21 protein-coding genes are annotated in these 25,286 nt (G+C 71.7%); 12 read left to right on the top strand and 9 right to left on the bottom strand.

The window, feature by feature from the left end; translation table 11 throughout:
- Positions 1–136 precede the first annotated feature (136 nt).
- From OHA21_RS23635 to OHA21_RS23610, 6 genes are read left to right on the top strand one after another with little or no spacing between them, the layout of a single operon-like run.
- Positions 137–598, top strand: coding sequence for a hypothetical protein (locus OHA21_RS23635; RefSeq protein WP_328477096.1), 462 nt, complete (start codon positions 137–139; stop codon positions 596–598).
- Positions 517–1,995: a diguanylate cyclase domain-containing protein gene (locus OHA21_RS23630; protein ID WP_328477094.1), complete on the top strand. Its 1,479-nt coding sequence runs from the start codon at positions 517–519 to the stop codon at positions 1,993–1,995. Before OHA21_RS23635 ends, OHA21_RS23630 begins: the two co-directional genes overlap by 82 nt.
- Positions 1,992–4,280 carry a putative bifunctional diguanylate cyclase/phosphodiesterase gene (locus OHA21_RS23625; protein WP_328477092.1) on the top strand — a complete coding sequence of 763 codons (2,289 nt, stop codon included), beginning with the start codon at positions 1,992–1,994 and terminating at the stop codon, positions 4,278–4,280. Before OHA21_RS23630 ends, OHA21_RS23625 begins: the two co-directional genes overlap by 4 nt.
- Positions 4,281–4,295: 15 nt before the next feature.
- Positions 4,296–4,781 carry a hypothetical protein gene (locus OHA21_RS23620; protein WP_328477090.1) on the top strand — a complete coding sequence of 162 codons (486 nt, stop codon included), beginning with the start codon at positions 4,296–4,298 and terminating at the stop codon, positions 4,779–4,781.
- On the top strand, positions 4,778–5,638 hold the full coding sequence (locus tag OHA21_RS23615) for an SCO6745 family protein (RefSeq protein ID WP_328477088.1): 861 nt from the start codon (positions 4,778–4,780) through the stop codon (positions 5,636–5,638). The genes OHA21_RS23620 and OHA21_RS23615 overlap by 4 nt, the downstream gene beginning before the upstream one ends.
- Before the next feature lie 53 nt (positions 5,639–5,691).
- Positions 5,692–6,465 carry a hypothetical protein gene (locus OHA21_RS23610; protein ID WP_328477086.1) on the top strand — a complete coding sequence of 258 codons (774 nt, stop codon included), beginning with the start codon at positions 5,692–5,694 and terminating at the stop codon, positions 6,463–6,465.
- A gap of 1 nt (position 6,466) precedes the next feature.
- Here OHA21_RS23610 and OHA21_RS23605 read toward each other — a convergent pair whose 3' ends face one another.
- From OHA21_RS23605 to OHA21_RS23575, 7 genes are read right to left on the bottom strand one after another with little or no spacing between them, the layout of a single operon-like run.
- Positions 6,467–7,591, bottom strand: a complete 1,125-nt coding sequence (locus OHA21_RS23605) for an ABC transporter substrate-binding protein (protein WP_328477084.1) — start codon at positions 7,589–7,591, stop codon at positions 6,467–6,469.
- Positions 7,592–7,599: 8 nt separating this feature from the next.
- Positions 7,600–8,355, bottom strand: coding sequence for an ABC transporter permease (locus OHA21_RS23600; protein WP_328477082.1), 756 nt, complete (start codon positions 8,353–8,355; stop codon positions 7,600–7,602).
- Complete coding sequence (locus OHA21_RS23595) at positions 8,352–9,110, bottom strand: ABC transporter ATP-binding protein (RefSeq protein ID WP_328477080.1); 759 nt, start codon at positions 9,108–9,110, stop codon at positions 8,352–8,354. Before OHA21_RS23595 ends, OHA21_RS23600 begins: the two co-directional genes overlap by 4 nt.
- A complete protein-coding gene (locus tag OHA21_RS23590; protein ID WP_328477078.1) occupies positions 9,107–9,949 on the bottom strand; it encodes an ABC transporter permease in 843 nt (280 codons plus the stop codon). Before OHA21_RS23590 ends, OHA21_RS23595 begins: the two co-directional genes overlap by 4 nt.
- Positions 9,946–10,926 carry a TIGR03842 family LLM class F420-dependent oxidoreductase gene (locus tag OHA21_RS23585; protein WP_442875132.1) on the bottom strand — a complete coding sequence of 327 codons (981 nt, stop codon included), beginning with the start codon at positions 10,924–10,926 and terminating at the stop codon, positions 9,946–9,948. The genes OHA21_RS23590 and OHA21_RS23585 overlap by 4 nt, the downstream gene beginning before the upstream one ends.
- A gap of 24 nt (positions 10,927–10,950) precedes the next feature.
- Positions 10,951–12,351: a dihydropyrimidinase gene (gene hydA / locus OHA21_RS23580; RefSeq protein WP_328477074.1), complete on the bottom strand. Its 1,401-nt coding sequence runs from the start codon at positions 12,349–12,351 to the stop codon at positions 10,951–10,953.
- Entirely contained in the window at positions 12,348–13,190 is an 843-nt protein-coding gene (locus OHA21_RS23575) for a nitrilase-related carbon-nitrogen hydrolase (RefSeq protein WP_328477072.1), read from the bottom strand. Before OHA21_RS23575 ends, hydA begins: the two co-directional genes overlap by 4 nt.
- Before the next feature lie 186 nt (positions 13,191–13,376).
- Between OHA21_RS23575 and OHA21_RS23570 the strand changes: the two genes are divergently transcribed.
- From OHA21_RS23570 to OHA21_RS23545, 6 genes are all read left to right on the top strand, one after another.
- Complete coding sequence (locus OHA21_RS23570) at positions 13,377–14,753, top strand: aminotransferase-like domain-containing protein (RefSeq protein WP_328477070.1); 1,377 nt, start codon at positions 13,377–13,379, stop codon at positions 14,751–14,753.
- Between the two features lie 25 nt (positions 14,754–14,778).
- Positions 14,779–16,074: an aspartate aminotransferase family protein gene (locus tag OHA21_RS23565; protein WP_328477068.1), complete on the top strand. Its 1,296-nt coding sequence runs from the start codon at positions 14,779–14,781 to the stop codon at positions 16,072–16,074.
- Between the two features lie 236 nt (positions 16,075–16,310).
- On the top strand, positions 16,311–17,219 hold the full coding sequence (locus tag OHA21_RS23560) for a sugar phosphate isomerase/epimerase family protein (RefSeq protein ID WP_328477066.1): 909 nt from the start codon (positions 16,311–16,313) through the stop codon (positions 17,217–17,219).
- Positions 17,219–19,279, top strand: coding sequence for a PQQ-dependent sugar dehydrogenase (locus OHA21_RS23555; protein WP_328477064.1), 2,061 nt, complete (start codon positions 17,219–17,221; stop codon positions 19,277–19,279). The genes OHA21_RS23560 and OHA21_RS23555 overlap by 1 nt, the downstream gene beginning before the upstream one ends.
- Before the next feature lie 231 nt (positions 19,280–19,510).
- Entirely contained in the window at positions 19,511–20,740 is a 1,230-nt protein-coding gene (locus tag OHA21_RS23550) for an inorganic phosphate transporter (protein WP_328477062.1), read from the top strand.
- Between the two features lie 11 nt (positions 20,741–20,751).
- Entirely contained in the window at positions 20,752–21,063 is a 312-nt protein-coding gene (locus OHA21_RS23545) for a hypothetical protein (RefSeq protein WP_328477061.1), read from the top strand.
- Positions 21,064–21,115: 52 nt separating this feature from the next.
- Here OHA21_RS23545 and OHA21_RS23540 read toward each other — a convergent pair whose 3' ends face one another.
- Both OHA21_RS23540 and OHA21_RS23535 read right to left on the bottom strand, forming a co-directional pair.
- Entirely contained in the window at positions 21,116–22,210 is a 1,095-nt protein-coding gene (locus OHA21_RS23540; RefSeq protein WP_328477059.1) for a glycerophosphodiester phosphodiesterase, read from the bottom strand.
- 418 nt (positions 22,211–22,628) lie between these two features.
- Complete coding sequence (locus tag OHA21_RS23535) at positions 22,629–25,235, bottom strand: DUF7824 domain-containing protein (RefSeq protein ID WP_328477057.1); 2,607 nt, start codon at positions 25,233–25,235, stop codon at positions 22,629–22,631.
- Positions 25,236–25,286 lie beyond the last annotated feature (51 nt).

Below are 25,286 nucleotides of genomic sequence, written 5' to 3'. Positions count from 1 at the left end.
ATAAGAGCATCAATATATTGGCGATCGGTGGCCGTCCAGCGAAGATCACGTGGCGGTTGTGCGAGTGGGGAAAGGCTAAGCCCGCGCCCGGACGGGCCGATCGCAGGCAGGTACAGGGAATGACGGAAGGAAGACCATGCCCGCTGCGGTCGCTGACGCCGCCCGCCCGGCCCGGCTGTGGCGGGACCCGGTGCTGGCCGCGCTCGCCGTGGCCGGTGTCGTGCTGTCCGCCGGGTACGCGCTGGACCTCGGTAGCGCCCGGGCACAGCTGCTGGTCACCTGGCTCGTCATGCCGTTCCTGGACCTCCTGCTGTTCTGGATGTCCCGGCAGGTGCACCGCACCCTCGACCTGTCACCGGAGGCCCGCCGGTTCTGGCGTGCCGTCTCCGCCGCCGGGCTGATCTTCGCCGCCGGGGACCTGGTGCAGTGCGCGACGGTGCTCGCCGACCCCTCGCTGGACCGGCTCGAGTTCCACCCGGCGCAGACCGCCGCCGCGCTGCTCGGCGTGATCCTGGTGTGCGGCGTCGCCCTGGTGATCCGACCGGGAGCTGGTCGGGCGGCCAGCGTCTGCGGTTCCTGCTCGACGCCACGATCGTGAACAGCGCCGCGGCGTCGGTCGCCTGGTGCCTGATGACCCGCCCGTCCCTGGCGTCGGCGGGCCCGGCCGCGATCGCCACCGCGGTGGTCGGCAGCGGCGTCATGTTCTGCGCGGTGCTGCTCGCGGTGAAGCTGCTGCTCAGCGGCAACAGCCCGGCCGGCACGGCGGCGGCCGTCCCGATCACCGCGGCGACGATGCTGCAGGCCGTGGGGACCGCGCTGCTGCCGGCCGCCGGCGCGGGGGACACCGGCACCCAGATGATCCTGATCATCGGTCCGTGCCTGATGCTGCTCTTCAGCCCGCGGATCCAGCTGCTGACCGGCGCGCCGGGTTCGTTCGCCAGGCCGGTGGGTGAGCGGCCGGCCCGCGGGCGGCGGTACAGCGTCCTCCCGTACATGGCAACGGTCGTCTGCGCAGCCACCCTGGTGGCCGCGCTCGCCGCCGGAGGTCTCGCCCTGCCCGCCTGGGGCGCCCTGGCCGGGCTGCTGGTGAACGTCGCCCTGGTGGTGGCCCGGCAGGTGCTCGCGCTCGCCGAGAACAACCGCCTGCTGGACCGGCTGGACGAGCGGGAGCGGCGCCTGGAGTCGCTGCTGCGGCACGCCTCCGAGATCACCTCGATCGCCACGCCGGACGGCCGGTTCACCTATGTCAGCCCGGCCGTGGAGAAGGTGCTCGGGCTGCCGGCCGCCTACGCGCTGGACCGCTCGTCGCTGGAGATCCTGCACAACGACGACAAGGCGCGGCTCGCCGGCGACCTGGCGGTCCTCTACTCGACGCCGGGCGCGCAGCTGACCTACCAGGGCCGGTACCGCCGGGCCGACGGGACCTGGCGCTGGCTGGAGGTGGTCGCGGTGAACCTCTCCCACGAGCCGGGCATCGGCGGCGTGGTCTGCAACTCGCGGGACGTCACCGAGTCGCGTGAGCTGCACGAGCGGCTGCGCTACCAGGCCGACCACGACGAGCTCACCGGCCTGGCCAACCGCCGCCGGTTCACCGCCGGGGTGACCGCGGCGGCCGGCGACGCGGCGGTGCTGCTGATCGATCTCAACGGCTTCAAGCAGATCAATGACACGTACGGCCACGGCGCCGGCGACGCGGTCCTGCGGCACGTCGCCGACCGGCTGCGCGAGTGCGCCGGCCCGGACGACGTGCCGGCCCGGCTGGGCGGCGACGAGTTCGCGGTCCTGGTGGCCGGCGGCGACGCGGCGGCCGGACGGCTCGCGGCCCGGATCCGCGAGGCGCTGACCGCACCCGCCGAGATCGGCGGGCACCGGCTCACCGTGGGTGCCAGCATCGGCGCCGCCTGCGGGCCGGCGACCGACCCCGACCAGCTGCTCAATGCGGCCGACCTGCGGATGTACGCGGAGAAGCAGCGGACCCGGACGGTCGCCTCATGACCGGGTCGTGGCGATACGTCGCGGCCGCCACCACGATCGTGCTGCTCAGCGCGATCTGGTACGTCTGGTGGGTCCTCACCGGCGCCGGCCCGGTCGCGATCGGCTTCCTGTTCATGCCGCTGGTGATGGCCGTCGGCGGCCTGGCCATCCGGGACCTGCGCCGGTCCGTGCCGCTGGCCCCGGCCGGCCGCCGGTTCTGGCGGCCCGTCGAGATCTGCGCCTACCTGTTCGCGGCCGGCTTCGCGCTGCTCGCGGCGGAGGCGTTCCGGATCGGCCCGGAGCTGCCGTCGATGCCCCCGGCCGCCGCCGCGCTGATCTGCTCAGGTGTGCTCCTCGCGATGTGGGGCGTCGCCTCGGTGCCGCTCGGCGTGACCAGCCGGTACGAGCGCGGCAAGCAGTGGCTGGACCGCGCCATCGCGCTGCTCGGCTGCTCGGCGGTGCTCTGGCACTTCGGGATCGCCCCGATGGTCCTGGCGCCCGAGCCGTGGACCGTCTCGGCGCTGACCATCCTGCTGCTGGCCTGCGCATTCGCCGCCGGGTCGATCACCAAGGTGTCGTACATCGCCGGCGGGCCGGTGGACCGCAGCGCGATGCGCCTGGTCGCCTCGACCGGGCTGTGCGCGGCCGGGGTGGCGCTGCTCTCGGTGATCGGCGGTTACGAGGGTGCGGTCCCGGCGCAGGCGCTCTGCATGCCGCTGTCGGGGCTGCTGCTCGCCCTCGCCGCCCGGCGCCAGCGGGCCGCGGCGAAGGCGTCGGTGCGGCCCGGCAACGTCTGGCTGCCCTACCTGGCCGTGCTCGCGGTCGACGTGCCGGTCGCCGACGTGCTGTTTCGCCCGGAGCACTGGGGGCCCGGCGCCTGGGAGGGCCGGCTCATCGTGCTCGTGGCGGTCGTGGTGACCGCCCTGGTCGCGGTGCGGCAGTACGTGGTGTTCCGGGAGAACACCCGGCTGCTGCGCGAGAAGCAGGCCTCCGAGGCCCGGCTGCGGCACGAGGCCACCCACGATCCGCTGACCGGGCTCGCCAACCGGGCGCTGTTCCGGCAGTGGCTCGACGAGGCTCTGACCAGCGGCGACGCCACCGTGCTCCTGGTCGACCTGGACGACTTCAAGACGGTCAACGACTCACTCGGCCACGACGTCGGCGACGGGCTGCTGGTCGGGTTCGCCGGCGCGCTGTGCGAGGCGGCCGGCCTGGACGGCTCGGTGGCCCGGCTGGCCGGTGACGAGTTCGCGGTGCTGATCACCGACGCGGACCGCGGCGCCGCCGTGGCCGAGCGGGTGATGGCCGCGACCGCGGCGCCGATCAGCTCGCACCGGCTGCTCGTGCACGTCAGCGCCGGCCTGGCCACCGCGCCGGCCGGCACCGCCGCCAGTCAGCTGCTGCGCGACGCGGACGCCGCCATGTACGCGGCCAAGCAGCGCGGCAAGGCGAACTGGGTGCGCTACGCCGCCGGGATGGAACAGCCCGCCCAGGCGCACGCCCGGCTCGGCGGCGACCTGCGCCGGGCCCTCGACGACGGCGAGTTCCGGCTCTTCTACCAGCCGATCATCGGGCTCGCGGACGGCCGGATCATCGGGGTCGAGGCGCTGGTCCGCTGGTTCCATCCGGAGCGCGGCCTGGTGCCGCCGATCGAGTTCATCCCGGCCGCCGAGCGGACCGGCCTGATCGTGCCGCTGGGCCGGTGGGTGCTGCGCGAGGCGTGCCGGCAGGCGGCGGAGTGGCTCGCCGAGTTCGGCCCGGACGCGCTGAACAAGGTCGCGCCGAACGTCTCGGTGCTCCAGCTGCACGATCCGGACTTCGTGACCGACGTGCGGGCCGCGCTCGCCGACCACGGCCTCGGGCCTGATCGGCTGGTGCTGGAGCTGACCGAGTCGGCGGTGCTGCGCGGGCAGCGGGTGTTGCGGGTGCTGCACGAACTGCACGACATGGGCGTACGCCTGGCGCTGGACGACTTCGGCACCGGCGAGTCGTCGCTGAGCCTGCTGCGCAGCTTCCCGGCCTCGATCGTCAAGCTGGACAAGTCGTTCGTCGACGGCATCGAACTGGACGAGCCGGGCACCGCGGCGGCCGACGCCCGGCAGGCGGTGGCCCGCGCGGTCGTGCAGCTCGCCGGCGCGCTCGGCCTGGACACCGTCGCCGAGGGCATCGAGAACCAGGAGCAGGCGGACCGGCTGCACCGGCTGGGCTACACCGTGGGGCAGGGCTACCACCTGGGCCGGCCGGTGAGCGCCGAGGAGATGACCGCGCGGTTCGCGGCGCAGCGTTCGGCCGCCGCCGCGGCGTGACGTTAAGGTACGGCGGTGGACCCCGCGCACTCTCTCGAAGCGTGGCTGGACCGGCTCACCTTCGCCGACCTGACCGCGGACCAGGCGACCGCCCGGATCGTGGACGCGGTCGCGGAGTGGGGCGCCGCCCAGGGCTGGCGGGTCTATAGGCGGGCGCCCAGCGTCTTCCCGCTGCCGCCCCCGCTGCGCGGCAACTCGGTGCTGGACGTCGCCTGCGCCCGTCCCGGCGCCGCCCCGATCGCGATCGAGGTGGACCGCCTGGACCGGCAGCGTACGGTCGACAAGCTGCTCGCCGAGGCGGAGGCCGGCCGGGTCGCCATCTGGGTGCGCTGGGGAACCGGCCCGTTCATGCCGCCCCCGCTGCCGGTGCACCTGGTCGTCCGGGAGGCGGCGCGGCAGTCCGGCCGGTGGCGGACGGTCGCCGAGCGCCCTCCGCCGCAGCACTCCGGGACGGTAGTGTCCGCGGCAGAGATCGAAGAGCTGCCCTGGGAGCCGTCATGACCGAGAGTCCGTACCGCCTGGCCTGGCGGGTCACCGAGCCGCTGCACGCGCTGGTGTATTTCGTGCCCGAGGCCGCCGAGCGGTACGCGGCGTGCGGCGTGGACGCCTCGGCCGGCTACTTCGCCTCCCGGGGCGCCGCGTTCGGCCCGGTCGGCCCGGGCATCGTCACCGCCACCTTCTACAACTTCAACCCGGCCCTGGTGGCCCGGATCCTGCCGGCCGTGTGGGAGCGGACCACCCCGGCCGCGATGGTGGCCGCCCGGCTCGACGCCGCGGACGCCGCCCTGACCCGCGGCCTCGGCGCTGACGTCGTCGCCGGGCCGGAGATGGCCGAGGCCGCCGAGCTGGCCCGCACCGCGGCGCTGGCGGCCGGGCAGTGGCCGCAGGGGCGCCCGCTGTTCGCCGCGCACGCCGAGCTGCCCTGGCCGGAGCAGCCGCACCTGGTGCTGTTCCACGCGCAGATGCTGCTCCGCGAGTTCCGCGGCGACGGGCACGTGGCGGCGCTGCTGACGGCCGGCATCACCGGGCTGGAGGCGATCGTGCTGCACGTCGCCAGCGGCGAGATCGACGAGCGGTTCCTGCGCCCGACCCGCGGTTGGACCCGTGACGCGTGGGCGGCCGCGGCCGAGGACCTCCGGGCCCGGGGCCTGCTCGACGAGAACGGGCTCACCGATCAGGGCCGGCGCCTGCGGGCCGATCTGGAGGCGACCACCGATCGGCTGGCCGAGCCGGCGTACCGGGTGCTGGGCGAGGAGGGCTGCCTGCGGCTGGCCGCGCTCACCCGCCCGCTGAGCCGGACCGTGGTGAAGGGCGGCCTGCTGGACCCGCGGCAGCTGACGAAAACCGGTCGTGAGTAGTCCCATAACCCGAATCCTTTGCCGGAGCGTAATCGGTCCGTCACGCTTAGTTGGTGACACAACAGCGGAGACACCCGGCGTCCTGGTGGGCGCAGTTCCTAGAGGCCTCCGACCGGTTCGACACCGCGTACCTGACCGAGGGTCTGGGTGACCTGATCACCGCCAAGATCTCGTCGCCGTTGCTGCGGCGGGAGGCGGAGATCGCCGCGGACATCGTGGTACGGCACCTCAACAAGCCGAACGCCGAGGAGCTGGCCGACCGGGCCCGCAAGGGCGTCGAGCGGCTGGTGGCGACGGTGGAGCGGCTCGGCGAGCGCTCCGGCGAGCAGTTCGAGCTGAGGGAGGCGTACGCGCTCTGCCATCTGCTCGAAGGCCGCCTCGGTGAGGCGGCCAACGAGGCCGAGGAGTTCGTCAAGACCCAGTCGATCCTGCGGGTCTTCGTCGGCGCCCTGCGGATGGAGCGGTTCGACGGCGACGTCGCGGTCAAGATGCTCGCCCACGGCCATCCGCCGGCCGCCGCCCTGCACTCCGGTCAGGTGATCGGCAAGTACAGCTGGTGGCCGGCCTGGCTGATCAAAATCGTCACGGAGCGGGCGATGAACGGCGAGCTCGACGAGGAGACGGTCGCCGCGCTGGACCGCTGCGCGTACGCCGAGTTGAGCCCGGCCCAGTCGCGCATCGCGCGCCGCCTGCTGGCCGGGGAGGACGCGCTGATCGACGCGTCCGCGGTGCGCCTGGAAGGCCTCGGCGAGAAGGACGCGGCCGAGAAGCTGCGCAAGGGCGACCTGACCGCGGTCGCCCTTGCCGCCCGGCTGATCCCTATTTAACTCAAGCGCCGCCCTCGGACAGGGTCACGGTCGCCGGCTGGAACGACGTGCCGGTCACGTCGATGCCGGCGGCCTTGGCCTGCTCGATCGCCTGGTTGATGTAGTCGTTCGTGTACGCCAGACCCTCCGGGGCCTTGGTCAGCACCGTGTCGCCGGTCTGGTTCTTCGTGGTCTGCGAGATGTCCACGGTCTGCTTCCAGGCCGCCTCGTCGATCACGCCGATGCCGGCGCCGGCGGCCGGCCAGACCAGCTTGTTGGTCTCGTTCATCTGCCAGAGCTGATGGCTCTTGCCGAGCTTCGAGCCCTTGGCGACGACCAGGTCACGGCACTTCTCCGCGTTGTCCCGGCAGAACGCCCAGCCCTTGATGGTGGCGGTCAGGAACTTCACGGTCTGCTGCTGGTAGGCGGGATCGTTGAGCTTCTCGGTGTTCGCCCAGACCGCGTCCTGCAGCATCGACGAACCCTCGGTCTTCCAGTCGATGATCGAGAAGTCCTCGGGGGTGTAGAGCTTGCCGGTCGCCGGGTTCTTCGCCTCGAGCAGCTGGGCGTACTCGTTGTAGCTCATCGCCTGGGCGGCGTCGATCTCCTTCTTCAGCAGCGCCTGCATGTCGAACTGCTGCTGCACCAGGGTGACGTCCTTGCCCGGGTCGAGGCCGGCCTTGGTCATCCCGGCGAACAGCTCGAACTCGTTGCCGAAGCCCCAGTTGCCGACCTTCTTGCCCTTCAGGTCGGCGGCCGTCTTGATGCCGCTGTCCGCCCAGGCCACCTGGTAGGTGCCGGAGCGGGCGAAGATCTGCGCGACGTCGGTGATGCCGGCGCCCTGCTCGCGGGAGGCGAGCGCCTTCGGCACCCAGGCCACCGCGTAGTCGGCCTTGCCCTGGGCGAGCACGGTCTGCGGGACGATGTCGACGCCGCCTTCGAGCAGCGTGACGTCGAGCCCCTGCTCCTTGTAGAAGCCCTGGTCCACCGCGGCGATGTAGCCGCCGAACTGGGCCTGGTAGAACCACTGCAGCTGCAGCTTGATCGGGGTGAGGGCGCCGCTGCCGCCCGGGGCCGGTGTGCTGGGCGTGTCGGCGGTGCCGCACGCGGCAAGGAGAAGTAGGGAGGCGAGAAGGAGACGTCGCATAGGAACCCCTAGTCGATCAGGCGTGTTTTCCACGGCATGGCCAGGCGCTCCAGCAGGAGCGTGACCAGGTAGAAGGTGAGTCCGAGGAGGCAGGCGCCGGCCACGAAGGCCCAGGCACGGGGGTACGCGGTGAACGCGGCCGCGGAGGTGATCCGCGCGCCGAGCCCGTCCTGCAGTCCGCCGAAGTACTCGGCGACGACCGCGGCGATCACGGCCAGCGACGACGCCTGCCGCAGACCGGTGAAGAGATGGGGGAGCGCGCCGGGCAGGCGGACCTTGCGGGCGAAGGTCCAGCCGCCGGCCGCGTACGTGTGCATCAGCTCCTGGTGGACCGGGTTCACCTCGCGCAGGCCGCGCAGCGTGTTCAGGAAGACCGGGAAGAAGACGACGATCGCGGTGACCAGTCGGCGGGGGACGCTGCTGGTCGACTCGAACATGTTGTTGAGGATCGGGGCGAGCGCGATGATCGGCAGCGCGCTGATCACCGCGGCGAACGGGATCGAGACTTCGCCGAGCACCTGGAACCGGCTGGCCGCGAGGGCGGCCAGGATGGCCAGGAGGCTGCCGGCGATCAGGCCGACCAGGGCGTTGGCGCCGCTGGCCAGGGCCGCCTCCCAGACGTTGCCGCGCTGCGCGACCAGCTCGCGCCAGATCGCCGTGGGGGCGGGCAGGATGAACGGGGCGACCCGGCCGAGCGTGACGGTCAGCTCCCAGAGGACCAGCGCGAGGATCCCGGCGATCACCGGCGGCAGCAGGCGCTTCATCCGCGCAGCGCCTTCCGTACCTCGGTGATCTTGTCGAAGTAGACCGGGGACTGCCGGCCGGCCTCGTCCCGGGACGGCAGGTTCACCTCGATCGACGCGGTGATCCGGCCGGGGCGGGCCGACATCACCACCACCCGGTCGGAGAGGAACACCGCCTCGGAGATCGAGTGGGTGACGAAGACGGTGCTGGTCCGGGTCTTGGCGCAGATGGCGAGCAGCTCGGACTGCAGCCGTTCCCGGGTCATCTCGTCGAGCGCGCCGAACGGCTCGTCCATCAGCAGCAGCGGCGGCTGCACGGCCAGCGCCCGGGCGATCGCGACCCGCTGCTGCATGCCGCCGGAGAGCTGGCCCGGGTAGTGCCCGGCGAAGTCGGCCAGACCGACCAGTTCCAGCATCTCCTCGGCCTTGGCCCGGCGCTCGGCCCGGCCGATGCCGCGCAGTTCCAGGGGCAGTTCGACGTTGCGGCGCACGGTCCGCCACTCGAAGAGGCCGGCCTGCTGGAAGGCGATGCCGTACTCCTGCTCGCGGCGGGCCTGCGCGGCCGGCCGGTCCGCCACGGTGACCGTGCCGGTGGTCGGCTCGATCAGGTCGGCGATCAGGCGCAGCAGGGTGCTCTTGCCGCACCCGGACGGCCCGATCAGCGACACGAACTCGCCGTCACCCACGGCGAGGTCCACCTCGGACAGCGCGGTGACTTCATCCGGCCGGCCCTGGTTGAAGACCTTCGTCACCTGGTCCACGACCACAGCGCTCATAGGGTCACCACCTCCACGTGACGCCGGTGCCGCATCAGCGGCACCTCCAGCAGAGTGACGGCGGCCGCCACCAGCAGGCCGAGCAGCGCCGCGCCGAGCATGGCCGTGTAGACCTTGGCGGGGTCCGAGGTGGCCTCCCGCGAGTACTCGATGATCAGGCGGCCGATGCCGCCACGCGTACCGGTGGAGATCTCCCCGACCACCGCGCCGACCACCGCGGCCGCGCCGGCCAGGCGCAGCGCCGGGAACAGATAGGGCAGCGCCGCGGGGAAGCGCAGCTTCACCAGCGTGCGCCACCAGCCGGCGGCGTAGCTGCGCATCAGCTCGACGCCGGCCGTGCCCGGCGACTGCAGGCCGCGCAGCATGCCCACGGCGACCGGGAAGAAGGCCAGGTAGGCGGCGATCACCGCGACCGTCGCCCAGGGCGGCATGATCGTGCCGCCCCAGCCGGCGATCAGCGGCGCGAGCGCCACCAGGGGCACGGTCTGAGAGAGGATGACGTACGGCAGAAGCCCGCGCTCCACGATCCGGAAGCGCTGCATCGCCACCGCCAGGGCGAGCCCGACCACGGCGCCGGCGAGGAAGCCGACGGCCGTGATCCCCAGAGTGAACAGGCACGCCTCGAGGACGACCAGCCACACCGGACGGCCGCCGGTCAGCTCGGGCGCCCCGAGCCGCTCGGCGATCGTCCAAAGGTGCGGCATGGAGAGGTCGTCGGCGCGCGGGAGCACCCGCACGCCGAACAGCACCGTCCCCTCGGGGTTGCCGACCGCCTTGTAGCCCTCCCAGACCAGGGCAGCCACCAGCAGCCCGGCGAGAACCGCGAGGGCCCTCCTCATCCGAACGCCGGGATGATGTGCTCGCCGTACGCGGCGAGGGTCTCCTCCTTGGCGTCGTGCTGCAGGTAGACCGCGAACTGGTCGACGCCCAGCGACTTCAGCTCCTGCAACCGTTTCACATGGTTCTCCACCGGGCCGAGCACGCAGAACCGGTCGACGATCTCGTCCGGCACGAACGTGGTGTGGGTGTTGCCGGCCCGGCCGTGTTCGGAGTAGTCGTAGCCCTCGCGGGCCTTGATGTAGTCGGTCAGCGCCTGCGGGACCGCGCCGCTGCCGCCGTAGCGGGCCACGATGTCGGCCACGTGGTTGCCGACCATGCCGCCGAACCAGCGGGTCTGGTCCCGCTGGTGTGCGAGGTCGTCACCGACGTACGCCGGCGCGGCCACACAGAACTTGATCGCGTCCGGGTCCCGGCCTTTGGCGGCGGCGGCATTTCTTACGGCGGTGATCATCCACTCGGCGATGTCCGGGTCGGCGAGCTGCAGGATGTAGCCGTCGCCCACCTCCCCGGTCAGCGCGAGCGCTTTCGGGCCGTAAGCAGCGACCCAGACCTCGAGGCGACTGTCCGGCGCCCAGGCGAACTGGATCTCGTTTCCGCGTACCGTGACTCTCTGGCCGTTGCCCAGCCCTTTGATCACCTGGACGCTCTCGCGGAGCTGGCCCAATGTCTGTGGGGTGAGACCGAGGACGCGCAGCGCCGAGTCGCCGCGGCCGATGCCGCAGATCGTGCGGTTGCCGTACATCTCGTTGAGCGTCGCGAACAGCGAGGCGGTGACCGTCCAGTCCCGGGTGCCCGGGTTGGTCACCATCGGGCCGACGACGATCCGTTCGGTCGCGCCGAGGATCGCCGAGTAGACGACGAACGGCTCCTGCCAGAGCACGTGTGAGTCGAACGTCCAGAAGTGACTGAAGCCGGCCGCCTCGGCCTTCTTCGCCCACTCGACCACTTCGAGTGCCGGTGGGTCGTTCTGGAGCACTACACCTATGTCCATCTGGGCCCCTTAGAGCAGGTAGTCGCTGAGCCCGCGCTTGAGATACCGGCCGCGGCCGGCCCGCCCGGTGTACTCGCCACCGGACGCGATCACCTCGCCGCGGGACAGGACGGTGTCGACCTTGCCGTCGATCTCCCAGCCCTCCCAGGCGGAGTGGTCCATGTTCATGTGGTGCGTCTCGACGCTGATCCGGGTCCGCCCGTTCGGGTCGTAGAGCACGATGTCGGCGTCCGAGCCGGGCGCGATGATCCCCTTCTTCGGATAGAGACCGAACATCCGCGCCGGGGTGGTGGCGATCGTCTCGACCCAGCGGCTCAGCGACAGCTTCTTGTCGACGACGCCCTGGTAGAGCAGGTCCACCCGGTGTTCGACGCTGCCGATCCCGTTCGGGATCTTGGAGAAGTCGCCGAGGCCCAGCTCCTTCTGGTCCTTGAAACAGAACGGGCAGTGATCGGTCGACACCACCGACAGGTCGTTGGTGCGCAGGCCCTGCCAGAGATCCGCCCGGTGCGATTCGTGCTTGCTGCGCAGCGGCGTCGAGCAGACCCACTTGGCGCCCTCGAAACCGGTTGCGCCGAGCTGGTCCTCCAGGGTCAGGTAGAGGTATTGCGGGCAGGTCTCGGCGAACACATTGCGGCCGTTGTTCCGTGCCGCGGCCACTTGCTCCAACGCCTTCGAAGCGGACAGATGCACGATGTAGAGCGGGCAGTCGGCGGCGACGCTCGCCAGCCAGATGGCCCGGCTGGTGGCTTCGGCCTCCAGCTCCTGCGGGCGGGTCAGGCCGTGGTGGATCGGGTCCGTCTCGCCGCGCTCCAGGGCCTGCTTGACCAGCACGTCGATGGCCGGGCCGTTCTCCGCGTGCATCATGATCATGGCACCGTTGTCGCGGGCCTTCTGCATGGCCCGCAGGATCTGGCCGTCATCGGAGTAGAACACCCCGGGGTACGCCATGAACAGCTTGAAACTGCTGATGCCCTCGGAGGAGACGAGTTGGTCCATCGCCTTGAGCGACTCGTCGTCGACCCCGCCGAGGATCATGTGGAAGGCGTAGTCGATGTGGCAGTTGCCCTCGGCCTTGGCGTGCCAGGCGGCCAGGCCGTCCTGCACCACCTCGCCGTAGCGCTGCACGGCGAAGTCGACGATCGTGGTCGTCCCGCCGATCGCGGCCGCCTTGGTGCCGGTGTCGAAGGTGTCGCTGGCGTGGGTGCCGCCGAACGGGAGCTCCATGTGGGTGTGCGCGTCGACGGCGCCCGGGATGACGTACTTCCCGGTGGCGTCGATGGTGTTCTCGACTTGAGGTGCCTGGCCGGGCGCGAAGATCGCCGCGATCGTCTCGCCGTCGATCAGGACATCGCTTTTCACCGCGCCGGTCGGGCCCACCACGGTCCCGCCCTTGATCAGGATGGTCACGGCGTCACCAGCCCGTCGTAGCTGTCCGGCCGGCGGTCGCGGTAGAACTGCCACCGGTTGCGGACCGTCTCGAGCAGGCTCAGGTCCAGGTCACGGACGATCAGCTCGGCGTTGTGCGTGTCGCCGACGTCGCCGACGAACTTGCCTTCCGGGTCGACGAAATACGTCTGCCCGTAGAAGTCGTTGTCGCCCAGCGGCTCCACGCCGACCCGGTTGATCGCGCCGATGAAGTACTCGTTCGCCACGGCGCTGGCCGGCTGCTCCAGCTGCCACAGGTACGCCGACAGGCCGCGGCTGGTCGCCGACGGGTTGAAGACGATCTGCGCGCCGTTCAGGCCGAGCGCCCGCCAGCCTTCGGGGAAGTGCCGGTCGTAGCAGATGTAGACGCCGACCTTGCCGACCGCGGTGTCGAACACCGGGTAGCCGAGGTTGCCGGGCCGGAAGTAGAACTTCTCCCAGAAGCCCTTGACCTGCGGGATGTGGTTCTTGCGGTACTTGCCGAGGTAGCTGCCGTCGGCGTCGACCACGGCAGCGGTGTTGTAGAGCACGCCCGGCTGCTCCTGCTCGTACATCGGCAGGACCATGACCATGCCGAGCTCGGCCGCGAGAGCCTGGAAGCGTTCGGTGGTCGGGCCGGGGATGGATTCCGCGTATTCGTAGTAGGCCGCGTCCTGCACCTGGCAGAAGTACGGGCCGTAGAACAGCTCCTGGAAGCAGATCACCTTCGCGCCCTGGGCGGCGGCGTCACGGGCGTAGTCCTCGTGCGCCTTGATCATGGATTCCTTGTCGCCCGTCCACGTTGTCTGGACGAGGGCGGCGCGGACGACTCCGGTCGTCATTTGCGGCCCCTCTCTTGATCCGTCACGCGCAGTACGCCAGGAAAAGCGCCTGTGATCGTGTGTCTACTCCCTGTGATAGGTCCTGCGCCAGGGGTTGCTTGTCAGCGCCGGATGCCGTAGGACACTAACGACACACATTGAAGCGAACAATTGCCGGTACGTAACTGATTGTTTCGGAGAGGTAATTTGCTCACCCTGATCACCGGGGCGGTCCAGGACCGCAGCGCCCGGGGCATCGCCGCGGCCGTGAGCCGCCTGATCACCGCCGGCCGGCTGCCGGCGGGTGGCCGGCTGCCGACCGTGCGGTCGGTGGCGAGCGAGCTCGGGGTCAGCCCCACCACGGTGAGCGAGGCCTGGCGCAGCCTGATCCACGCCGGGGCGATCCAGACCCGCGGCCGCTCCGGCACGTTCGTCGCCGGGCCGCTGCCGCCGCGCGAACGGCTGCGGTACAGCCAGCTCAGCGGAGTGCACGTGTCGCTGCCCCGGGACCTGTCGACCGGGGTGCCGGATCCGGCGCTGCTGCCCGACCTGAGCGACTCGCTGCGCCGCATCGGCGACGGCCGGTGGGCGGGCAGCTACCTCGACGCGCCGGTGCTGCCGGGGCTGGAGGAGGTGTTGCGGGAGCGGTGGCCGTACCCGCCGGAGCGACTGACCGTGGTGGACGGCGCGATGGACGCCCTCGACCGGATCGCCGGCGCGGTCCTGCGGTTCGGCGATCACGTGCTGGTGGAGAACCCGGCGTTCGCGCCGCTGCTGGACCTGTTGCAGGCGGTCGGCGCGACCGTGATCGGGGTGCCGATGGACGACGGCGGGATCGATCCGGCGGCGCTGCGGCAGATGCTGCGCGACTACCGGCCGGTCGCGCTGTTCCTGCAGCCCCGGGCGCACAACCCGACCGGCGTCAGCATGCGGCTCTCCCGTGCCGAGGCGCTCGCCGAGATCCTCCTCGAGGCGCCCGGTCTGCTGGTCGTCGAGGACGATCACGCCGGTGACATCGCGTCGGCGCCGCCGGTCAGCATCGGGGCGCACCTGCCGGACCGGACCGTGCACGTGGCCAGCTTCTCCAAGAGCCACGGACCCGACCTGCGGCTGGCCGCCGTCGGGGGACCGGCGCACGTGATCGACGCGGTCGCCGACCGGCGCCTGCTCGGGCCGGGCTGGTCGAGCCGTCTGCTGCAGGGGGTCCTGCTCGACCTGCTCACCGACACCGGTGCGATCGCGCAGGTGACCGCGGCCCGGGCGGCCTACGCGGCCCGCCGGGCGGCGCTGCTGGCCGCGCTGCACGCGCGCGGTGTCGAGGCCGTCGCTGCCGACGGGATCAACCTCTGGATGACCGTCCCCGACCAGCAGAACGCGCTGATCTCGCTGGCCGCGCACGGGGTGGCGGCCGCACCAGGCGCGCCGTTCTGCGTGACCCCGCTGCCCGACGACCATCTGCGGGTGACCGCCGGCCTGGTCGCCGGCGGCTACGACGAACTGGCCGGCGTGCTCGCGTCGGCGGCGTTCCACACCAGCCGCGGCAGCGGCCGGCGCGGCCTGGGCCACCCCCACGGCTGGCGCTGAACATTCATCTCCAGGAGGAACTGCGATGAGTCTTCTCGACCGGCACCGGGCGGTCATGCCCGGCTGGATGCCCGTGTACTACGGCGACGACGCCCTGGAGATCGTCTCCGGCAGTGGCCGCCGGGTCACCGACGCCGGCGGCCGCACCTATCTGGACTTCTTCGGCGGCGTGCTGACCACGATGATCGGGTACGACATCGCCGAGGTCAGCGACGCGGTCCGCCGGCAGGTCGACACCGGGGTCGCGCACACCTCGACGCTCTACCTGATCCGGCAGCAGGTCGAGCTGGCCGAGAAGATCGCCCGGGTCTCCGGCATCCCGGACGCGCGGGTGTTCTTCACCAACTCCGGCAGCGAGGCCAACGAGTCCGCGCTGCTGTTCGCCTGCAACGTGCGCCGCTCCAACCAGATCCTGGCGATCAAGAACGGCTACCACGGGCGGACCTTCGCCACCATGGCGATCACCGGGCACCGCAGCTGGTCGTCGAGTTCGCTCACCCCGCTCACGGTCAACTGGCTGTCGTCGGCCGACCGGTTGCGCGGGCGGATGGCCGGGCTCGCCGACGGCGACCTGATCGACGCGGCGGTCGACGATCTGCGCGAGGTGCTCGCGACGGTCACCGCCGGGGACGTGGCAGCGCTGATCGCGGAGCCGATCCAGGGGGTGGGCGGGTTCGTGCACGGGCCGGACGGGCTGCTCGGGGCGTACCGCAAGGTCCTCGCCGAGCACGGCATCCTGCTCATCGCCGACGAGGTGCAGACCGGCTGGGGACGCACCGGCGAGCACTTCTGGGGCTACCAGGCGCACGGCGTGACGCCCGATCTGATCACCTTCGCCAAGGGCATCGGCAACGGCTTCGCGCTCGGCGGCGTGGTGGGCCGGGCCGAGGTGATGAACGCGGTGCCGGCGATCAGCTTCTCCACCTTCGGCGGCAACCCGGTGAGCGCGGCGGCCGGCAACGCGGTCCTCGACTACGTCCTCGATCACGATCTGCAGGGCAACGCGAGGCGCGTCGGCGAGATCCTGCTGGGCGGCCTGCGCGCGCTGTCGGCGCCGATCCTCGCCGAGGTACGCGGACGCGGGCTCATGATCGGACTGGAGTTCGTCCGCCCCGGCACCACCGAGCCGGATCCGGCCAGCACGGTGCGGGTGTTCGACCTGTGCCGGGAAGGCGGTCTGCTGGTCGGCAAGGGCGGCCTGTACGGCAACGTGCTCCGCCTCGGCCCGCCGCTGACCCTGACCGAGGAGGAGGCACGCGAGGGCCTCGCCGTCCTCACCGACGCGATCACCACCGCTGATGCCGAGGCACGCGTGGGGTGAGCGTGCCCCGCTGCCCTTTCCCGGCGGCCGCGCTGGGGCCGGGACCGGGTGGCCGGATCGCGCGGAACCGGCGGAACTGTCACGATTCGGCGGGTGCGGCCATGGTCGTACCCCGACGGTTTTGTCTGTGGGTCGCGAACTTTCGCTGGATCTGAAGAAACTTGACTTCTCTGTGGATGAAACAGCTCGGTAACGTCCTCACTCATGTAGATGTGTCTATGTGAGGGGGGACCGCAATGTCGCAGTCACTCAGTCGCCGGGGACTCCTCGGCGCAGCCGCGGCGGCCGGAGCCGCCGGCGCGCTGGCCGGGCCGGCCGCAGCAGCGACCGCGGGCGGGGGAGGCTCCATCCACCGCGTGCCGCGTGACAAGATCAGCGTCCAGCTCTACACCCTGCGCAACCAGCTCGCCATCGACCTCGAGGCGAGCCTCGCCGAACTCGCCGAGATCGGTTACACCCGGGTCGAGCACGCCGGGTTCGTCGGCCGCACCGCGGCCCAGTTCCGCGCCGCGCTCGACGCCGCGGGCCTGCGGGCCACGTCCGGCCACGCCGGCATCCCACAGCCGTTCGACGCCGACGCCTGGAAGCGGACCCTGGACGACGCCGCGATCGTCGGCAACAAGTACATCGTGCATCCGTATTTCGGGGCCGGCCCGAACGGGCCGATCCGCGACGCGGCCGTCTACCGCGCCTTCGCCCGCGACCTGAACCGCGCCGGCGAGCTGGCCCGCCGGGCCGGCCTGAGCTTCGGATACCACAACCACCAGAACGAGTTCTTCCGTCAGTCCGGCACGAACGTGACCGGTTTCGACATCCTGACCGGCGACACCGACCCGCGGCTCGTGCACCTCGAGGTGGACCTGTTCTGGGCGTTCCGCGGCGCCAGCGACCCGGTCGACCTGATCAAGAAGCACCGCGGCCGGATCAAGCAGGTGCACGTCAAGGACCTCAACGAGAACGGCAGCTTCGCCGACCCCGGCGCCGGCCTGATCGATTTCGGCCGGATCTTCGAGCGCTCGCGGGAGGCGGGCCTCGTCGAGTACATCGTGGAGCGTGACGACGCGGGCAGCCCGCCGCGCACCCCCGCCGACGCCCTCGTGACCGCGAAGGTCGGCTACGACTTCCTGGCCGGGCTGCGGTTCTGATGCTGACCTTCAAAAAGCTGATCAGTGTCGTCGGCGTGGCCGTGCTGGCCGTGCCGACCGCAGCCGTGGCCCACCCGGGTCACGATCTGCCGCCCTCCTCCGACTTCCAGAAGGTCACCCTCAACGACTTCCCCGGCGAGCCGATGGCGCTCGCCGTGCTGCCCGACCGGCGGGTGCTGCACACCGCCCGCACCGGGCAGGTACGCATCCACGAGCCGTCCACCGGCCGCAACGTCCTGGCCGCGACCATCCCCGTCTACCAACACGACGAGGAGGGTGTGCAGGGCATCGCGATCGACCCGGACTTCAAGCACAACAAGTGGGTCTACATCTACTACTCGCCGCCGCTGAACACGCCGACCGACGACCCGGCCACCCCGACGGTCAACGAGGGCAACGCGCCGAACGAGGGCACCGAGGCGGACTGGGCCCGGTTCCGGGGTGTGCTGCGGCTGTCCCGGTTCAAGCTGGTGGGCAACACGCTCCGGCTGAACACCGAGCAGAAGATCCTCGAAGTCGGCACCGACCGGGGTCAGTGCTGCCACGTGGGCGGAAAGATCGACTTCGACTCGCACGGGAACCTGTTCCTGTCCACCGGTGACGACAGCAACCCGTTCTTCTCCGACGGGTTCGCGCCGATCGACGAGCGGCCGGAACGCAACCCGGTCTTCGACGCGCAGCGCACCTCTGCCAACACCAACGACCTGCGCGGCAAGCTGTTGCGGATCCGGGTCGGCAAGAACGGCGGATACACGATTCCGCGCGGCAACCTGTTCCGCCCGGGCACCCCGAAGACCCGCCCGGAGATCTACGCGATGGGTCTGCGCAACCCGTTCCGGTTCACCGTCGATCCGGACACCGACGTGGTCTACCTGGCCGACTACTCGCCGGACGCGCAGAACCCCAACCCGGCACGCGGGCCCGCCGGGCACGGGCGCTGGATGGCGATCGACAAGCCGGCGAACTACGGCTGGCCGTACTGCGTGACGCCGGACATGCCCTATGTGGACTACGACTTCGCCACCGGGGTGTCGGGCGCGCCGTTCAACTGCGCAGCGCCGGTCAACGAGTCACCCCGCAACACCGGTCTGCGCAACCTGCCGCCGGTCGAGCGCGCCGAGGTGATCTACACCTACGCGGCCCACCCGGCCTTCGGCACCGGCGGGATCGGGCCGATGGGCGGGCCGGCCTACGACTACGACCGTCGTTCGCGGTCGCCGTTCAAGTGGCCGGAGACGTTCGACGGGCTGCCGCTGTTCGCCGAGTGGACCCGTGACTTCGTCAAGGCGTTCCACCTGGACCGGCGCAACCAGGTCACGCAGATCGACTCGGTGCTGCCGGAGCTGGTCTTCGACAACCCGATGGACCTGGAGTTCGGGCCGGACGGCGCGCTCTACGTCCTGGAGTACGGCGACGGCTACTTCGCGGAGAACCCGGACGCGCAACTGTCCCGGTTCGACTTCGTGCGCGGGAACCGTACGCCGATCGTCAAGGCGTCGGCGACGCCGACGTCCGGCCAGGCGCCGCTCACCGTGACGTTCTCCAGCGCCGGCACGGTGGACCCGGACGGCGACCCGATCCGGTACGCGTGGGACTTCGACGCCGACGGCCGGGTCGACTCCCGGGAGCCGAACCCGACGCACACGTTCACCGCGAACGGCACCTACCGGCCCACGCTCAAGGTCACCGACAGCACCGGCCGGTCCGCGTCGGCCGAGGTGATCCTGCCGGTCGGCACCCTGGCACCGGTGGTCACCTTCGTGACCCCGGTCGAGGACCAGCCGTTCGAGTTCGGCGACACCGTGACGTACGAGGTGCAGGTCACCGACGACGCCCCGGTGAACTGCGCCGCGGTGACGGTCACCTACATCCTCGGCCACGACGAGCACGGGCACCCGCTCTCCACGTCGCAGGGCTGCACCGGTTCGATCACCACGTTCGTCGATGGCGGGCACGCCGGGGCGGACAACCTCACGGCGGTCTTCGTCGCGTCGTACACCGACACCGGCACGCCGCCGCAGACCGGCACCGACCAGGTGGTTCTTACTCCGGAGGAGTGAGCTGCCGGGGCCTGTCCGTCACCTCGGCCGCACCGCGCAGCCGGGTGGCGGACAGGTCCACCGAACGGATCTAAAAGACTGTTCACCCGTACGGAGTTGACGAGCGCTCTCCGTAGTGAGCTGTTCACGACGCGGTGAACTTTGGGAAACGGCAGGTTAACGGGGGCCGAATCTTGTACATGTGACGTTCTGCCTATGGATGCGGGCCGGTAACTCGGTCACGATCACGGCGTGACAGAAACATCCGTGATCTTGGCGCTGGTGGTCCTCACGGCCCTGGCCTTCGATTTCACCAACGGGTTCCATGACACCGCGAACGCGATGGCCACCTCCATCGCGACCAAGGCGCTACGGCCCAAGACCGCCGTCGCCCTCTCGGGCATCCTGAACCTGGTCGGCGCGTTCCTCTCGGTCGAAGTCGCGCTCACCGTCACCAACGCCGTCGTCAAGATCCAGGACAAGACCGGCGCACCCAAGGCCGAGTTGCTGGCCGACGGCGGCAACGGCCTGATGCTGATCATCCTGGCCGGCCTCGTCGGCGGGATCATCTGGAATCTGCTCACCTGGCTCTTCGGCCTCCCGTCCAGCTCGTCGCACGCCCTCTTCGGCGGCCTCGTCGGTGCCACCGTGGCCGGCCTCGGCTGGGCCGGGGTGAACTGGAACGGCGACGGCTCGAAGCTCGACGGCGTCGTCGGCAAGGTGCTGCTGCCCGCGGTGCTCTCCCCGGTCATCGCCGCGCTGGTCGCCGCGATCGGCACCTGGGTGATCTTCAAGATCACCGCCGGGATCGCGGCCCGCTTCACCGACAAGGGCTTCCGCTGGGGCCAGATCGGCAGCGCCTCGCTGGTCTCGCTCGCGCACGGCACCAACGACGCGCAGAAGACCATGGGTGTGATCACGCTCGCCCTGATCGCCAGCGGCCACTGGAGCGACCTGGAGAACATCCCGCTCTGGGTGAAGGTCTCCGCCGCCGTGGCCATCGCGGCCGGCACCTACCTGGGCGGCTGGCGGATCATCCGCACCCTGGGCAAGGGCATCACCGACATCAACCCGCCGCAGGGCACCGCCGCGCAGTCCGGCGCCGCCGCGGTCATCCTGGCCTCCAGCCACCTCGGCTTCGCGCTCTCCACGACCCACGTCGCCACCGGCTCGGTGATCGGTTCCGGCCTCGGCCGGCCCGGCGCCAAGGTCCGCTGGGCGGTCGCCGGCCGGATGGTCACCGCCTGGATGATCACCCTGCCCGCGGCCGGCCTGATCGGCGCGGTCACCTGGTGGATCGGTGACACGGTCGGCGGCATGGCCGGCGCCCTGGTCGTCTTCGCCCTGCTGGTCCTCGCGTCCGGCGCGATGTACCTGCGCTCCCGCACCGGCAAGGTCGACCACGAGAACGTCAACGACGACTGGGACGGTTCGCCCGACCCGGCCGCCGTCACCCCCGTTCCCGCCGTCGCGGCCAACTGAGAGGCGCCGAGATGCACAACTTCGGATTCGCGCTCGACGGCGCGTGGCAGGTCCTGCTGGCCGGGCTGGCCCTCGGCGCCGGGCTGCCCATCCTGTTCGCCCTCGGCATCCGCTCGCTGGCCTGGGGCGCCGGCGAGGCGGCCGTGAACACCAGCGGCGTCACCGCCCCGGGACCGCGCCGGCCCGCTGGAACAGCGCTCGGCTACCTGCTGTTCGCCGTGGTGGTGCTCGGGGTGATCCTCGGCATCACGTTCATCGTGGCCGGCGGCTTCGGCTACAAGATGAGCTTCGAGAACATCTACCCGACCTTCATCGCCAAGTAGCGCTTCTTCCGAATGCGGGGCCCGGCGCAGCGCGCCGGGCCCCGCATCGCGTTCACACCAGGGTGCGGGCCAGCACGCCGGTGTCCGGGTTGTCGGTGAACAGCCCGTCGATTCCGGTACGCAGGAACGTCACCTGCTCGTCGATGGCCTTCCCGTACGCGGTGGGGTCGGCGCCCACCCGCAGCTCGGCCGGCAGGAACTGGTTCTCGTTGCGGAACGTGTACGGGATCACCTTCAGCCCGGCCGCGTGCGCGTCGGCGACCAGGCTGGTCGGGGTGCCCAGCGTCCCGTCCGCCTTACGCGGGATGATCTGGCTCTTCTCCGGCCCGATCCCGTCCACGAACTGCGACAGCTCCTTCAGCCCGGCCGGAGTCAGGTAGTCGGCGTAGCTGCGCGGGTCGTTGAACGGCCCACCGGTCGCGCCGGTCAGGAACACCAGCGGCACCTGGACGCGGTGCTTGTCCGCGAGCTCCCGCAGGTTCGCCGCCTCGAACGACTGCACGAACACCTTGGCGCCGCGCCGGTCCAGGCCGTTGCGGCGCAGGGTGCGCACCAGCGGCGCTTCGAGGGCGAGGCCGAGCTTCTGGAAGTAGGTCGGGTGCTTGGTCTCCGGGAACACGCCCAGGTCGCGGCCGAGCTCCTTGGAGAGCCGCTTGCGCAGGTCCAGCATCTCCTGGAAGGTCGGCACCTCGAACAGCCCGTCGTACAGGGTGTTCTGCTGCCGGACCGCCGGGATCCGCTCGACGGCGCGCAGCGTCTTCAGCTCGGCGAGCGTGAAGTCGTGGGTGAACCAGCCGGTGACGCTGACCCCGTCGAGCGACACGGTGCGCTTGCGGTCGGCGAACTCCGGGTGCGCGGCCACATCGGTGGTGCCGCCGATCTCCGGCTCGTGCCGGCAGACCAGCACACCGTCCTTGGTGATCACCAGGTCTGGTTCCAGGTAGTCGGCGCCCAGCCGGGCGGCCAGCTCGTACGAGGCGAGGGTGTGCTCCGGCCGGTAACCGGAGGCACCCCGGTGCCCCACGACCAGCGGCTTGCGATCCGGCCGGCCGCCGTGCGCGGACGCGGGCGCGGAAACGGCCCCGGCCAGCACCGGCGTGGCGGCGGCGACCGCGCCGAAGCGCAGCACCTGACGGCGATCTGCCACTTTTCTCCTCCACCGAACTCAGGCCCGGCGACGGTCGCCGGACAACCGAAGGCAGTCGACGCGACCGATCCGTCCCAGACCGAACGCCGACATGACGCGTCGGCGAACGTAGCACTAATGGTCGATCATGGACGCTCACTCCAGCCCGCCCACGAGCCCCGTCCCGCTGACAGCGCAGCCGCCGGGCCTGCCGGGCACCGCGTGAGCGGCCGGGTGGTGCTTGGCCCGGGCGGTGAGGTCGGCGCGTAACCACGGGACCTGGCTGCGGCGCGCAGGCACCTGTCGTGCTGGGCGGCGCGTGAGCGGCCGGGCCATGCCCAGCCCGGCGGTGACGGCGGGGCACAGCCGCTCGGCCTGCCGGGCGACGCTCAGCCGGCGGCGAGGGTGGCGCGCAGCCGTTCGGCCTGCCGGGTGACGCTCAGCCGGCGGCGAGGGTGGCGCGCAGCCGCCTGGCCTCCCGGGCCGCGCGCGAACGGCCCGTCACCGCTGCGAGCCCGGGGATCTCCGTGCGGGCCCCGACCGCCGTGGCGACCATCGTGGCCAGCTCCAGCAGGTCGGGCAGGCCGCGGGGCGCCGCCGGCAACAGGGCGGGGAGAGCCGCCGCGACGATCTCCCAGACCGCGACGGATGCGCCCGCCTGGTGGGCGTCGGTCAGCGGCGTCACCACCCGGCTGAGCTTGACCGTGCCGTCGGCGCAGAGGTCGCCCAGATCCGAGCCGACGGCGGCGGCGAACGGGTCGGGACCGGCGGCGAGGGCCAGGAGGGCGTCGACCGCGGCCACCCGGTTAGCCGGACGGCGGGCGCCGAGCCCGTAGGCCAGGGCGAGCGTCATGGCCGGGCCGATCGGGCCGGAGCAGTCGGCGAGCAACGGCAGCAGCGACGCGCCGCGGGCGTCCTGGTCGGCGAGCGCGGCGAGCTCGGGCAGCGCCCAGGCTGCTACGGCTTCGCGGTGGTGTGGCAGCACCATGGCGAGAACATCCGCTTCGACGGCGGGCTGGTCCCGATACTCCGGCCGGGGCCTGCGGTTGATGGTGCACAGCGCGTCCTCCAGCAGGATGCGATCGTCGTCGCCGCGGCCCGTCTCCAGGTTGGCGACCACCCGGCGGACCACGACCCGCCCGTCGGGGTCACGCGTGGACTGCACGAACCGGGTGCTGACCGGGTCGGGCAACCCGCCGGACCGGAACCACCCGGCCAGCTGCCGCCCGGCGGGTGAGGTGAGAGCCTCCGCCCGGGCCAGCACCTCCGCATCGACCGTGCGTGGCACGCGGAGCAGCGCCTGCTGGAAGTCGAGCGGCCAGGGTTCGCCTCCCGCGGCCTCGTGCCGCTCCAGACGCTGGACCAGGGTGCGGCCGTCGAGGCTGCCGGTCACGTGGGTGGGCGTGGCGAGCAGCACCGGCACGGGGGAGCGGGTCACCTGCGCGGCCAGCTCGGCGATCCGGAGGGTGAGCACACCGGACGGCGTGTTGATCAGCGACCGGTCCATGCCGCCGCCGGCATCCGTCCAGCTCCGCCGGACGATGCCGAGAAGGCGTTCCCGCATGACGTGCCCGCGCTCCCGGCCGATCCGCGCCCCGATCGCCTCGCCGAGAAACGGGATCCGTCCCCAGCGGTCGGTGAAGGACCCGCGGTACCGGTCCAAGACCGGGCCGAGCGTCTCGGCCAGACCGGCCTCCGGCAGCGTGACCAGCGCCGCCATCACCCGCTCCCAGCGCAGCGCACTCGCCTCGTGCAGCAGCGCCACCACCTCCGCGGCGAGCTCCGCAGCGTCGGCGATCGGCGGCGGCACCGCAGCCACCGGGACCACCGCGGGCAGCCCGGGCCCGGCCGGCTGGCCGCCGAAGCCGAGCCCCGCGGCCTCCGAACCAGCGGCCTCCAAGTCGGCGGCCAGCGCTGGGTGGTCACCGCGGGCGAGGCCCGCGGCGTCCGATCCAGCCGCTGGGTGCCCACCGTAGGCGATGACGGAGGCGTCCACACCGATCAGAGCGGCCGCTCGCTCCCGTAAGTCCGCCGCCGGGTGTGCGAGCGCCAGCGCCACCACCTCCCGGATGTCGGCCGCCCGCTGGGGTGCCCGGCGCGCCAGCTGCCTGAACCAGGCCAGCTGGGCGCGGACCAGGACCTTCTCGGGGCGCGCTACGAGGCTGCGGCCGGCCTCCAGCACGGTGTCCACATCCAGCAGACCTGCCTCGTCCAGGGCGCGCAGCGCCCGCTGTGCCAGACCGGCGACAGGGGACGGGGCGTCCGGCAGCATGGCGAGGTAGGCCGGGACGTGCTGGGCCAGCTCGACCGGCACCGGCTCGAGGGCCGCATGCAGCCGGGCGAACGGACGCAGCCGGGCCGGGCGGTCCGGCCGGGTGAGACGGTCGAGGGTGGCGCTCAGTACGGTCTTGCGATCGAGCCGGCCCTCGGTGACCAGTGAGGTGACAGCCGCCGGAAAGAGATCAGGCAGGTCGCTGCCCACGCCGTCGAGCTCGAAGACCGCGGGCAGCAGCAGGTCGAGCCAAGGCGACCCGCGATAGGCCTCGGCGAGCGACGCGGAACGGCCGAACCAGCAGCTCTCCTCGGCCGCTAGCAGCCAGGCCCGGACGGCGCCCTCGGTGACCGGTGGTTCCGTGTCACCGGCGATCAGCAGGGACTCGGCGAACAACCAGTCCGCGCCCCACGGGTCGCGCGCCGGCAGGTGTTGTGCGAGCCGGACGCCGAGGTCGCCGAGCCAGGGCAGCCGCCGGGCCCGGGCGATCTGCAGGAAGCAGTCGGTGGAGATCAGCCGCCACTCGCGCATGTCGCGGCGGGTGAGCAGCGCGGCGGCCCGGGCCGCGGTGGGCATGCAGGCGATCACGGTGAGCGCGAGGCAGCCGGCCGGATCGAACGAGCTGCCCGCCCGGGAACCGGACCGCACCCGGGCCTCGACCTCACCGGCGAACGCCAGGCGCTCCGGCTCGCCGACCGCGAGCAGCAGGGCGGTCAGCCGGGGGCTGTCGATGGTGCGGAGCGGCCCGTCGAGCCCGGCCCAGGTGAGCGACATGCGGCCACCCTAGGGCCGGGGTCCGACAAAGAGGGGCCTGACAAAGGGGCC

Origin of the sequence: Actinoplanes sp. NBC_00393, from assembly GCF_036053395.1 — a bacterium.
In the GTDB taxonomy this organism is placed as follows: domain Bacteria; phylum Actinomycetota; class Actinomycetes; order Mycobacteriales; family Micromonosporaceae; genus Actinoplanes.
Note: the sequence above shows the minus strand (reverse complement) of the source record. Positions and strands in the feature narration are given on the sequence as shown.

Coding starts and splice junctions, on each gene's coding strand:
- OHA21_RS23625 (WP_328477092.1), top strand. CDS start 1,992: ATGACCGGGTCGTGGCGATACGTCGCGGCCGCCACCACGATCGTGCTG.
- OHA21_RS23555 (WP_328477064.1), top strand. CDS start 17,219: ATGCTGACCTTCAAAAAGCTGATCAGTGTCGTCGGCGTGGCCGTGCTG.
- OHA21_RS23575 (WP_328477072.1), bottom strand. CDS start 13,190: ATGACGACCGGAGTCGTCCGCGCCGCCCTCGTCCAGACAACGTGGACG.
- OHA21_RS23560 (WP_328477066.1), top strand. CDS start 16,311: ATGTCGCAGTCACTCAGTCGCCGGGGACTCCTCGGCGCAGCCGCGGCG.
- OHA21_RS23590 (WP_328477078.1), bottom strand. CDS start 9,949: ATGAGGAGGGCCCTCGCGGTTCTCGCCGGGCTGCTGGTGGCTGCCCTG.
- OHA21_RS23600 (WP_328477082.1), bottom strand. CDS start 8,355: ATGAAGCGCCTGCTGCCGCCGGTGATCGCCGGGATCCTCGCGCTGGTC.
- OHA21_RS23545 (WP_328477061.1), top strand. CDS start 20,752: ATGCACAACTTCGGATTCGCGCTCGACGGCGCGTGGCAGGTCCTGCTG.
- OHA21_RS23595 (WP_328477080.1), bottom strand. CDS start 9,110: ATGAGCGCTGTGGTCGTGGACCAGGTGACGAAGGTCTTCAACCAGGGC.
- OHA21_RS23565 (WP_328477068.1), top strand. CDS start 14,779: ATGAGTCTTCTCGACCGGCACCGGGCGGTCATGCCCGGCTGGATGCCC.
- OHA21_RS23615 (WP_328477088.1), top strand. CDS start 4,778: ATGACCGAGAGTCCGTACCGCCTGGCCTGGCGGGTCACCGAGCCGCTG.
- OHA21_RS23605 (WP_328477084.1), bottom strand. CDS start 7,591: ATGCGACGTCTCCTTCTCGCCTCCCTACTTCTCCTTGCCGCGTGCGGC.
- OHA21_RS23635 (WP_328477096.1), top strand. CDS start 137: ATGCCCGCTGCGGTCGCTGACGCCGCCCGCCCGGCCCGGCTGTGGCGG.
- OHA21_RS23535 (WP_328477057.1), bottom strand. CDS start 25,235: ATGTCGCTCACCTGGGCCGGGCTCGACGGGCCGCTCCGCACCATCGAC.